Below are 12,060 nucleotides of genomic sequence, written 5' to 3'. Positions count from 1 at the left end.
AGAGATTTTGAATTTTTTTCCCCAAATTGCTGAAATTGATACTATAGAGTCTGCTGTTGCTAAACTTCAGTCTCTTACAGAAATTACTCCAAATGTGCAAAAAGCCATTGATGTATCGATAAATGCCCACAGGGGGCAACTTCGTAAAAGCGGGATTCCTTATGTTGTGCATCCACTTTGTGTAGCCTGTATAGTGGCATTTTATGGTGGTGATGAGACAATGTTGTGTGCTGCACTTTTGCACGATGTTGTAGAGGATACTTATTATTCGCTTGAAGATGTGCAGAGAGAATTTGATTGGGATGTGGGACATTTGGTCGATGCATTGACAAAGATTGTTGAGATTCGGAATGAGGAGTTTAGCAGCAATTCTCATAGCAAACTCACTGCTTCCGCATTAAGCTTTCGTAAAATGCTTCTTGCATCGATAAAAGATATTCGTGCGCTTGTGATTAAAATTAGCGATAGAATGCATAATATGCTTACTCTTGATGCACTTCCTCCCCACAAGCAAAAACGTATTGCTGAAGAAACACTTATGGTGTATGCACCAATTGCCCATAGATTAGGAATCTCTTCGCTTAAGAATGAGTTAGAGGATAGAAGCTTTTTTTATATTTTTCCTCAAGAATATGAGAAGATTCTCTGTTATATCAATGAAAATAATCAGTCTATTACTTTAAAGCTTAATGAATTTACGCAAAAAATAACAACAATTCTTTTACAAAATGGATTTACACAAAAAGATTTTGCTATTGAAAGTCGTGTGAAACGTTATTATTCTATTTTTCTCAAAATGCAACGCAAAGGCGTGAGCATTGATGAGATACTTGATTTGCTTGCAGTGCGGATTATCGTGCCAACAAGTCTTGAATGTTATAAGGTGCTTGGGCTTTTGCATTTACAGCTCACACCAGTTGTTTCTCGTTTTAAAGACTATATTGCCATTCCCAAAGAAAATGGATACCAAACAATTCATACAACAATCTTTGAAGGCTCGAGTATTTATGAAGTGCAGATACGCACTTTTGATATGCACAAATCCGCACAATATGGCGTAGCAGCGCATTGGAAATATAAAAGTGGTGGGAGAGAGCCAAATCTTGAATGGCTCAATAATTTGCAATATCAAAATGATACGATTGAAGAATTCTATGAATTGGCAAAAAATGATTTGTATAAAGAAGATATGGTTGTTTTTTCTCCGGCAGGTGATATTTATAATCTCCCTGTGGGTGCAGTAGCATTAGATTTTGCTTATGCTGTGCATAGTGATATAGGTGATAATGCCAAAGAAGTGTTTATTAACCATCAAAAAGCTTCTTTATTGCAACCACTTAAAAATAGCGATATTGTGCGCATTGTTGTATCGCAAAATGGTGAAAAGATTCCGCCACGTTGCACTTGGATTGATGCAGTTAAGACTTCAAGGGCTAAGAATCATATTAGGATTCAATGTCAGGCGAAGTTAAAAGAGATTGACAAAAAAATCGCATTGCGCATTTTGCAAACAATCTTTGATAGCTCTGCTTATACAATTATGAGTTATCTCAAAGAGAAAAAGCTTGATACACATATTCACAGAGTAGCATCAGATTTAGTCTTTTTAAAAGAGGTAAAAAACAATATTAAAGGAATCTTTGCACGTGAAGCAAATTTCTTAGGTAAGATTAAAATTAATATGTTAAAACTTAAGCCTCTTGTGTTTGATAATATTATTTTACAAACTAATCGCAATATCAATGAAGTGATTTTTGATTACTGCTGCCACCCTAAATATGGTGATAATATTTTAGCTATCAAAACCACACAAAAAGCATATATTCATCATAAAATGTGTGAGAGAGCACTCGATGAAATAGAGCAGGGGTGTGAAATGCTTTTTGTGCAATGGGCAAGTGAGCAAAAAAGCACTTATAAGGCAATTATTGCTATTGAGAATCAAAGAGGTGCTTTGGCACAACTATGTGGCATATTTGCAAAATATAATTGTAATATTGTAAGTGTAGATTACGATGTGCTTAATCGGCAGTTTTCCACATATTGTGAAATATGTTTTGAGAGTAAAATGCACGATATTAAGGCATTAAAAGATATACTTTATAAAAAATATAAGATTATTGAATTTAAGAATCTTAAAGATGTGTATTCGGGATAGAAAGGATAAGGGAATGAGAGAACAGACCAAAGAGGCTTTACAAGAGATTTCACGTGGTTGTGTGGAATTTATCGGGGAAGAATACATCACTACTTTGGTAGAGAAATTTTTTACCACAGGAGAGAGATTCTGTGTAAAAGCAGGATTTGATCCTACTGCACCAGATTTGCATTTAGGGCACACCGTGCTCTTGCAAAAACTTGCTACATTTCAGCAATATGGAGGCAATGTAAAATTTCTCATCGGTGATTTTACTGCTACTATTGGCGACCCAAGTGGAAAAAGTGAGACGCGGAAACCTTTAAGCAGGGAACAAGTAGAATCTAATGCCATTACTTATAAAGAGCAGGTGTTTAAAGTGCTTAACCCGCAATATACAGAAGTATGTTTTAATTCTCAATGGTTGAATGAGCTAGGAGCGGCAGGAATGATTATGCTCACTTCAAAATTCTCTGTTGCGCGTATGCTTGAACGTGATGATTTTACTAAGCGTTACAATAATAATCAGCCTATTTCTATGGTGGAATTTATGTATCCGCTTTTGCAAGGCTATGATTCTGTTGCTTTAAATTGTGATATTGAGTTGGGGGGAAATGATCAAAAATTTAATCTTTTAGTAGGGCGGCATTTACAGAGAGCGTATGGACTCAATAAAGAGCAATCAGTAATGACAATGCCCCTTTTAGAAGGTCTTGATGGAGTGCAAAAAATGAGTAAATCACTCAATAACTATATAGGCGTTACAGAATCCGCCAATACGATGTATGCTAAGATTCTAAGTATTAGTGATGAGATGATGTGGCGATATTATGAGTTGCTCTCTACACTTTCTTTACGGGAGATTGTGGATATGAAAGAGCAGGTAGATACAGGAAAAGCACATCCTAAAGCAATCAAAGAAAAACTTGCTTTAGAAATAACTGCGCGTTATCATAACGCTGATTTAGCAAAACAAGCTAAAATAGAATTCGATAATGTGTTTAGCAAAGATGAAATACCTACAGATTTAGCTACATTTACTTGCAATAATGGCGAGTGGATAGCTAAAGTGCTTGTAAATGCAAAGTTATGTGAATCTACTTCACAGGCGCGTAGGGATATTCGCGCAGGGGCATTAAAGATCAATAAGGAAAAGATGATAGATGAAGATTTAAAATTATCAGTAGGTGAATATATTATACAGATTGGCAAAAGACGTTTTGCAAAAGTGATTATATCATAGGGGGATACAGAGATGGGATTGAAACCGCTTACAATAGGCAAACATACAATTAAATATCCAATTTTTCAAGGGGGTATGGGTGTAGGCATCAGTTGGGATAAACTGGCTGGTAATGTTTCTAAAGAAGGTGCGCTTGGTATTATTAGCGCAGTAGGCACAGGGTATTATCAAAAAATGCAGTTTGTTGAGAAAATTACTAATTCTAAACCTTTTGAGGCTATAAATTTTTATTCAAAACACGCACTTAATGAGATTTTTAAAAATGCACGCAAAATATGTGGTAATAACCCATTAGGCGCAAATATTCTATATGCAATTAATGAATATGGGCGTGTGGTGCGTGATGCGTGTGAAGCAGGAGCAAATATTATTGTAACAGGTGCTGGATTGCCTACAAATATGCCTGAATTTACTAAAAATTTCCCTGATGTAGCACTTGTGCCTATTGTATCTTCTGCTAAGGCACTCAAGATTATTTGCAGACGTTGGGTGGATAGATATGCAAGAATGCCAGATGCTGTAGTGGTAGAAGGACCTTTAAGCGGGGGACATCAAGGTTTTAGCTATGAGGATTGCTTTAAGGAAGAGTATCAGCTTGAAAATGTATTGCCACAGGTTGTTGATGAGGCAAAAAAATGGGGAAATATCCCAGTTATAGCTGCTGGTGGGATTTGGGATAGAAAAGATATTGATAGAATGCTTGCTTTGGGTGCAAGTGGAGTGCAAATGGGAACAAGATGGCTTGGTTCTCAGGAATGTGATGCTATTGCTTATCGTGATTTGATGCCTTCTGTATCTAAAGAAGATATTGAGCTTGTTAAATCTCCTGTGGGTTATCCTGCTCGTGCAGTAAAAACAGGTGTGCTTGAAGCAATGTCAAAAGGTAATGCACCAAAGATTCGCTGTATTAGCAATTGTGTTTCGCCTTGTCATAGAGGAGTTGAAGCAAAAAAAGTAGGATATTGTATTGCTGATTCGTTGGGACGCGCTCATATGGGTGATAGAGAATATGGCTTATATTTTACAGGTGCAAATGGATATAGAATCCAAAAAATTCAACCTGTTAGAGAAATTATTGCTGAATTAGTTCAAGAATAAGGACATAAATGTTGCGGATTGTGGCAAGTTTGTGCCTCTTGTTTTTATGTTTGTGGGGTGAGAACCGCATCATTAGAATGGTGCCTTTTGGTGATGGAAATGTAAAAATCGTGTTTGCTCAAGATATCAGTGATCTTACTTGGCAGATAAAAAATTTGCAGGGCAACAAAAGTTTTATAGATTTTGAAGCAAATCTTACTATTCCCCGTCGCAATTTTATTTTTAAAGATAATTCTACATTGCAAATTGCGCAAAATACACCCCAAGTTGTTCGCGCAGTTATTGCTACAAATCCAAAATCAACTTATGAGGTTGTCAAAGAAAAAGAGAATCTCTATATTTTTATAAAACCAAAGGGAGATTCTAAACAAGTCGCACAATCTCCAAAAGAGAATCTTTCAACCAAATCACAAATAGATGATAAACAAACCTCACAACACAAACAAGAGCAAATAGCAAAAAATCCACCCCAAAAGGTAGAGCAAAAATCAAAAAAAATAGTTGTTGATGCAGGACACGGGGGTAAGGATTGTGGCACAAAGAGTGTTGAGAATATATGTGAAAAAGTGATTGTGCTTAGTGTAGCGAAGATTCTAAGAGATGAGCTTAAAAGTCGTGGATATGCAGTCTATATGACACGTGATAGTGATGTATATATTGATTTGCGTAAGCGCACAGAGTTTGCTAATACCAAAAGTGCAGATTTGTTTGTTTCTGTGCATGCAAATTCTATCCCCAAAACTTCTGCAAAAACAGCTAATGGAGTAGAGACTTATTTTTTGTCTCCTGCAAGAAGTGAGCGTGCTGAACAAGTAGCTAAAGCAGAAAATCAAGGTGATATAGAAACAATGAGTCATTTTGCAACAAAATCTTTTTTAAATACTATCAGTGCTTTTCATCTTGTTGCTTCACACAAGTTGGCTATTGAGATTCAATCAGGCATACTCAATCAAGTGCGGACACATTACAATACTCACGATGGGGCAGTGAGAGAAGGTCCTTTTTGGGTTTTGGCAGGGGCACTTATGCCCTCTGTATTAATTGAAATTGGCTATGCTTCACACAAAGATGAAGGCAAACTCATTGCTAAAAAAGAATATCAAAAGCTTCTTGCTAAAGGTATAGCTGATGGCATAGACGGATATTTTTTGAGAAACTATTAGTTTTAAGGATTTAAGAATGAAGCAACATACCCGCATTACCATAGCATTTTCTCTTTTATTTTTTTCTTTTTTTGTTTTTACTAATTTGACACTTTTTATTTCGCAATTCTCACATTCTTTTTCACATTTATTTTTGATTTTTATTCGTGAAAATCAGCTTTTTGACCATTTAAGCACATTTTTCTTTTTTTGTGGATTTATTTTAAGCAGTGCATTTGTCATTTTGAGTAGTTGGTATCAGTTAGGTAACGCTTTACAACGCATAATGGTGCTGATACTAGGTGTAGTGTTTATTTATATTGTAATTTTAAAAATAACTTATGTACCTGAAACAGAGGATATTATGGATATGTTTGCCATTGAGGGGAGCATTTACCATCGCAATTTTTTTGAACTTGTCATAGACTATTTACCACGCATTGTAATTCTTTCTTGCACGTATATATTTTTTGTATATCTACCACTTTTGTTTGAGATTTTTTCCTTGCGTCCAAATCAAAATAGTCAGCTTGGTAAAGCACTCTATAATATGCGACCATCAATAAATGTCGTTGTCGTTATGCTTTTTGGACTTGCTTTGCAACCTTATTATTATCGTGATAATCTGTATGCTTATTTTGATGTTATTGCACTTTTTGTGGGTGTAGGCTTGCTCATATGGGTAATAATAAAGCATAGGGAGTTTTTTTCTTTTTATGAATATGTAAATTGTATTTTATTGATGTTGGGTATTCTTATTTGTTTTGTTTGCACTTCTGTGCTATCTGTGTCTGATAATTATTTCAATGCGCGTTATGCATTTTTAGTCCTTGGTTTTATAGGTTGGTGTGTTGAATGGATGTATGAGAATCTAGGTCTTGTTGAGGAAGAATAATGGCACTTGATATTTATCCAGCGATTGACTTAAAAGAAGGCAAGGCAGTGCGACTTTTTAAAGGTGAGATGCAGAGTGCTATTGTGTATGGTGAGGCAATAGATTTTGCTAAAAAATTTGAAGATATGGGTGCAAAATATTTACATATTGTGGATTTAGATGGAGCTTTTGCAGGCAAACCTCAGAATCTAAATGTAATCGAGCAGATTCTACAAACAACATCGCTTAAAGTGCAGCTTGGCGGCGGAATTCGTAGTGAAGAGACTATTAAGCTTTATGCACAAATGGGTATATCAAGAGTGATACTTGGCTCGATAGCAATAAAAAATTGGACATTTGTCAAAGAAATGGCACAAATTTATCCAATAGCTGTTGGTATTGATGCTCGCGATGGTAAGGTAGCTGCACAAGGTTGGGCTCAAGAAAGTGATGTGGATTCAAATGAATTAGCACAAAAATTTGTAGGAAGTGCGGTAAAGGCAATTATTTGCACAGATATTAACCGCGATGGTGCATTAAGTGGAATTAATGTATCTTTTACACAAAATATTGCCGCTTCTAGTGGTATTTACACAATTGCAAGTGGTGGATTTGCTCATTCAAATGAGCTAGAGGTTTTAAGTGAGAATCCTCATATCGGTGGTGTTATTATAGGCAAAGCATTTTATGAGGGGAAAATAGACCTTAAAGAGATTCTAGAGCTTTACAGAAGATGAGAAATACAAAAAAATCAAAAAATGTAAGAATTAGTCTATAACTTATAACAAAAATATGCTAGAATGCCATTTTTGCTTGTAGTTGTATTTAAATTAAGGAGATAACTTGAAACTATTAGTTGTTGATGATAGCTCCACAATGAGAAGAATTATAAAAAATACCCTTCAACGTTTGGGGTATGAAGATATTCTAGAGGCTGAACATGGCGTAGAAGCGTGGCAAATTATGGATACCACAGAGGGAATACAGATACTTATTACCGACTGGAATATGCCTGAAATGAATGGTTTAGACTTAGTCAAAAAAGTGCGCGCTGATGAGCGATATACATCTATTCCTATTATTATGGTTACTACTGAAGGCGGTAAAGCAGAGGTAATTACTGCGCTTAAAGCTGGGGTGAATAATTATATTGTAAAACCTTTTACTCCTCAAGTGCTTAAAGAAAAACTCGAAGTTGTTTTAGGTGTGAATGAATAAGGCTTAGAGCTTTATGAATGTGTTGGATAAGCAAACATATTGGGAAATTATTATCCATCCAAGCAATTTTTTAGAATTATTTGCTGATTTTATTACTGAAAAAACTTCTAGTGCTATTGAATATCTTGACATCTCAATAGAATCAAATCCTTTCGCCATTATGTATGAAGACCATTTATGGCAGAGTGTGGGATTTGATATATGGCAAGCTAAGCAATCTACACAAACTACTCAGATTATTAGTCGTATAGATTCAAATATAATCGATATACAAGCTTTTTTGCATTCTTTACGTGAGTTTGCTTCAATACTTAGCCAAACAATGCAGGACAAAGTTGGTTTTTGTTATCACATTGAAGAAAAGTCAAATTGTGATTGGATAAAGGCGTATGAAGATTCGATAGAGCCTGTGCTATGTGGGAGATTCTATATACGTCCATTATGGAAAGAATCTGCTTTAAAAGATAATAATCAAACAAATGATTATAAAGAGATTATTATCAATCCTGCCCTTGCCTTTGGCTCGGGACATCACGCGAGTACTTCGATGTGTTTAGATTTCTTAAGCCAAATGGATTTAAGAGGTAAGACATTGCTTGATGTAGGTTGTGGGAGCGGTATTTTAGGTATTGCAGCGTGTAAGGTTGGCGCAGAGGTGTATGCTTGTGATACCGATGAGACTGCTGCGCACGAGTGTCAAAAAAATGCCATATTAAACAATGTGCGTTTTAAGAATGTATGGCAGGGGAGTATCGCACAATCCCCATCTGATACACCTAAGCACTATGATGTGATTGTGGCAAATATTATAGCCTTTGTTGTGAAGCTTTTACACAATGATTTTAAGACAAAATGTGCAAAAAATGGGCTTTTGATACTCTCAGGGATACTAGATGAGTATAAATTTGATATAATAAAGGCATTTGATGATTTTAATGTATTGGAGACTCGTTCTAAAGACGGATGGGTCGCCTTGAAATTAACTTTGTAATGTAATAAAAGGACAATTTATGGAAAACCAAAATGATAAAAAACCACCTTTCAAGCAGAATCCTTTTCTTGTTTTTGCTGTTTTTGTGATTCTTGCTTTGCTTTTGTTTAAGATGTTTTCGCCTAATGGAGGAGATTCTTTGACTGATAAAATTTTGGGAGGAAGCATCACCAAAGAGATTACCTACAATGAGTTAAAAGAGCTTATTTCAAAGGGTGAAATTGCTTCAGTGAGCATAGGACAAACTTATATTAAAGCCTACTCTCTCCAAACTTCACCAAGAATCCTCTATACGACTAAAAAAGTTGCTGATTTGGGGCTTGTGCCTTTACTTGATGAGAAAAAAATTGAATATAGCGGCTTTAGTGAGGGCAGCTTTTTAGGAGATTTAGTGAATATGCTTCTTCCCATATTTATCATTATTGCTTTATGGATGTTCCTTACTGCTCGTATGCAAAAGAGTATGGGAGGAGGTATTTTTGGTATGGGAAATGCCAAAAAGTTGGTAAATGCAGAAAAGCCAAATGTGCGATTTGATGATATGGCTGGAAATGCAGAAGCAAAGGAAGAAGTTGTAGAAATTGTAGATTTTCTTAAATATCCTGAACGTTATGCTGCTGTGGGCGCGAAGATTCCACGAGGTGTGTTATTAGTTGGACCTCCGGGCACAGGTAAAACACTTCTTGCAAAAGCTGTGGCAGGAGAGGCGAATGTGCCATTTTTCTCAATGAGTGGAAGTAGTTTTATTGAAATGTTTGTGGGTTTAGGGGCTAGTCGCGTGAGAGATTTATTTGAAATGGCAAAAAAAGATGCACCAAGCATTATTTTTATTGATGAAATTGATGCTATTGGAAAAAGTCGTGCCGCTGGAAGTATGGTGGGTGGCAATGATGAACGCGAACAAACACTCAACCAATTGCTTGCAGAAATGGACGGCTTTGGTTCGGAATCTGCACCTGTTATTGTGCTTGCAGCGACAAATCGTCCGGAGATTCTAGACCCAGCATTATTGCGTCCTGGACGATTCGATAGGCAAGTGCTTGTGGATAAACCGGATTTTGAAGGACGACTTGAAATTCTAAAAGTGCATATTAAGAATGTTTCTTTAGCACGTGATGTGGATTTGCACGAAATTGCTAAATTTACCGCTGGACTTGCTGGAGCAGATTTAGCAAATATTATTAATGAAGCAGCACTTCTTGCAGGGCGTGAAAATCAAAAAGAGGTTAGTCAAAAACATCTTAAAGAAGCAGTAGAAAGGGGTATTGCAGGATTAGAGAAAAAATCGCGCCGTATTTCTCCTAAAGAAAAGAAAATTGTTGCATATCACGAAAGTGGGCACGCAGTAGTATCTGAAATGACTAAGGGTGCTGATAGGGTAAATAAAGTTTCTATTATTCCTCGCGGTATGGCAGCACTTGGCTATACACTCCATACGCCTGAGGAAAATCGCTATCTTATGCAAAAACACGAACTTATGGCAGAAGTTGATGTGCTTTTGGGCGGACGTGCAGCTGAAGAAGTGTTTTTGGGAGAGATTTCCACGGGTGCAAGCAATGACTTAGAACGTGCTACGGGGATTCTTAAATCTATGATCAGCTATTATGGTATGACAGATGTGAGCGGACTTATGGTGCTTGAAAAACAACGTAATACTTTCCTTGGTGGTGGTGGCGCACAGAGAGAATTTAGTGAACAGCTTGCCCAAGAGATAGATACGCACATTAAAAATACGCTTGATGAGCGTTATACTTATGTTAAGAATCTTTTAAGGGATTATAGAGAAGCAATTGAAAATATGGTAAAAGAACTTTTTGACAAAGAAGTAATTGATGGTGCGCGTGTGCGAGAGATTATTGAAGAATATGAGGCAGAGCATAACTTACAAACACGACTTATTCCGCTTGAAGAAGAAGCATAGGAGGATATAATGGCAACGACTACGCAAATTATTGCAAAGCAGGGTTGGGTAGGAGCATTTGTATTGCTTATAGCATTTTTGCTTACGGCGTGGCTTGGTTGGAGTATATGTGCATTTGTATTGTTTGTAGGACTTTTCTTGTGGCTTGCAATGTTTCGTAATCCTGAAAGAATCCCAAATATTGATGAAAATAATGCTTTTGTATCACCTGTTGATGGAATCATAAGAGATATTACTTCAGGTGATGGGCAGGTAAGTATTCTTATTGAAACACGCTTTATTGATGTGGGCGTGATACGCGCTCCTTGTGATATTGTAGAAGGAAAATGTAGTGCAAAAAAAGGTTTAAGCCTTGCGTGTTGTAGTAAAAATAAGCGCAATGAGTTAAATGCTACTATGCATTTTGAAAGTTTGCAAGATAGGAGATTTTCTATTGATTTTTATCCAATCTTCTTCTCTTCTCAAGAATTGTTTGTTTCAAGTAATTTAGATATTGGAGAACGCATAGGTTTTATGAAAGCTGGTATGACACGCATTAATATTCCCCAAATCCCTCAAAAGCGAGGAAAGTCTGCAGATTCTGCAGAGATAGAGCTAAAAGTGAGTGTTGGTGATAGAGTGAAAGCATTGCAAAGTGTCATAGGATACTTTTATGAAGTTTAATCCACTTTTTATTCTGCCTAATCTCTTTACTGCTGGGAGTATTTTTTTAGGAGTTTTGAGTGTAGTTTTTGCTTCAAAAGGGAATTTTGAGAATGCTTGTTGGCTTATTCTATTTTCTATGGTGCTTGATGGGCTTGATGGTAGAGTTGCTCGACTTACAAACACTTCAAGCAAGTTTGGTGTGGAATTTGATTCTCTTGCCGACATAGTTGCATTTGGTGTAGCTCCAGCTTTTTTGCTTTATTTTTATATTGGCATAGATTATGGGCGTGTAGGTATGAGTGTGCCAGCACTTTTTGTGATACTTGGTGCAGTGCGTTTGGCACGTTTTAATATCACTTCAAGCTCTGAGCCTAATTTCTTTATTGGTTTGCCTATACCTTCTGCCGCTGTTGTTTTGATGTTGTGGATACTTATTGATCTAGAATATGGTCTTATTGAAACTTATGGTTATGAATATATGATGTTGATAGGAAGCTTTATCATTAGTGTCCTTATGGTAAGCAATATTCGGTATCCAAGTTTTAAAAAAATGCAATGGAATTTTAAATCTTTTATTGCAGTTATTTTGTTGCTTGGCATTGTTTTTGTAAAGCCACAAGAAACTTTGTGTGTTTTAATGAGTGGTTATGTTGTGTATGGTGTTGTGCGTTGGATTGTGATTGTGGCTAAAATGCGCTTAAGCACAAAATCTAATCAAAGAAGCATTGACAAATAAACTTAGATTTAGCGATTTTGTGCTAGGATTGAATATTTTTGAATGAGGTGTAGGG

The 12,060-nt window shown here is 36.3% G+C and carries 11 protein-coding genes; all 11 read left to right on the top strand.

Annotation, left to right across the window (positions count from 1 at the left end; translation table 11 throughout):
- The first annotated feature begins 7 nt into the window (after positions 1-7).
- Positions 8-2,158 carry a RelA/SpoT family protein gene (locus tag LS65_RS01355; RefSeq protein WP_034361314.1) on the top strand — a complete coding sequence of 717 codons (2,151 nt, stop codon included), beginning with the start codon at positions 8-10 and terminating at the stop codon, positions 2,156-2,158.
- A gap of 13 nt (positions 2,159-2,171) precedes the next feature.
- Positions 2,172-3,380 (top strand): tyrosine--tRNA ligase, encoded by a 1,209-nt coding sequence (gene tyrS / locus LS65_RS01350; protein ID WP_034361313.1) that lies wholly within the window; start codon positions 2,172-2,174, stop codon positions 3,378-3,380.
- Positions 3,381-3,392: 12 nt separating this feature from the next.
- The gene (locus tag LS65_RS01345; protein ID WP_034361311.1) at positions 3,393-4,478 is read left to right on the top strand and encodes a nitronate monooxygenase; all 1,086 of its coding nucleotides are present in this window, start codon (positions 3,393-3,395) and stop codon (positions 4,476-4,478) included.
- 8 nt (positions 4,479-4,486) lie between these two features.
- The gene (locus tag LS65_RS01340; RefSeq protein WP_201274296.1) at positions 4,487-5,641 is read left to right on the top strand and encodes an N-acetylmuramoyl-L-alanine amidase family protein; all 1,155 of its coding nucleotides are present in this window, start codon (positions 4,487-4,489) and stop codon (positions 5,639-5,641) included.
- 16 nt (positions 5,642-5,657) lie between these two features.
- Positions 5,658-6,515: a hypothetical protein gene (locus LS65_RS01335; protein WP_034361310.1), complete on the top strand. Its 858-nt coding sequence runs from the start codon at positions 5,658-5,660 to the stop codon at positions 6,513-6,515.
- Complete coding sequence (gene hisA / locus LS65_RS01330) at positions 6,515-7,231, top strand: 1-(5-phosphoribosyl)-5-[(5-phosphoribosylamino)methylideneamino]imidazole-4-carboxamide isomerase (RefSeq protein WP_034361308.1); 717 nt, start codon at positions 6,515-6,517, stop codon at positions 7,229-7,231. Before LS65_RS01335 ends, hisA begins: the two co-directional genes overlap by 1 nt.
- A 106-nt stretch (positions 7,232-7,337) precedes the next feature.
- Positions 7,338-7,712, top strand: a complete 375-nt coding sequence (locus tag LS65_RS01325) for a chemotaxis response regulator CheY (RefSeq protein WP_034361306.1) — start codon at positions 7,338-7,340, stop codon at positions 7,710-7,712.
- Positions 7,713-7,725: 13 nt separating this feature from the next.
- Positions 7,726-8,703: a 50S ribosomal protein L11 methyltransferase gene (locus LS65_RS01320; RefSeq protein WP_034361305.1), complete on the top strand. Its 978-nt coding sequence runs from the start codon at positions 7,726-7,728 to the stop codon at positions 8,701-8,703.
- A gap of 19 nt (positions 8,704-8,722) precedes the next feature.
- The gene (gene ftsH, locus LS65_RS01315; protein WP_138129733.1) at positions 8,723-10,624 is read left to right on the top strand and encodes an ATP-dependent zinc metalloprotease FtsH; all 1,902 of its coding nucleotides are present in this window, start codon (positions 8,723-8,725) and stop codon (positions 10,622-10,624) included.
- A 9-nt stretch (positions 10,625-10,633) separates the two neighbouring features.
- The gene (locus tag LS65_RS01310) at positions 10,634-11,287 is read left to right on the top strand and encodes a phosphatidylserine decarboxylase (RefSeq protein ID WP_034362289.1); all 654 of its coding nucleotides are present in this window, start codon (positions 10,634-10,636) and stop codon (positions 11,285-11,287) included.
- Positions 11,277-12,005, top strand: coding sequence for a CDP-diacylglycerol--serine O-phosphatidyltransferase (gene pssA / locus LS65_RS01305; protein ID WP_034362291.1), 729 nt, complete (start codon positions 11,277-11,279; stop codon positions 12,003-12,005). The genes LS65_RS01310 and pssA overlap by 11 nt, the downstream gene beginning before the upstream one ends.
- The last annotated feature ends 55 nt before the right edge of the window (positions 12,006-12,060 follow it).

Origin of the sequence: Helicobacter japonicus (assembly GCF_000762845.2) — a bacterium.
GTDB classification, from domain to species: Bacteria; Campylobacterota; Campylobacteria; order Campylobacterales; family Helicobacteraceae; genus Helicobacter_C; species Helicobacter_C japonicus.
Note: the sequence above shows the minus strand (reverse complement) of the source record. Positions and strands in the feature narration are given on the sequence as shown.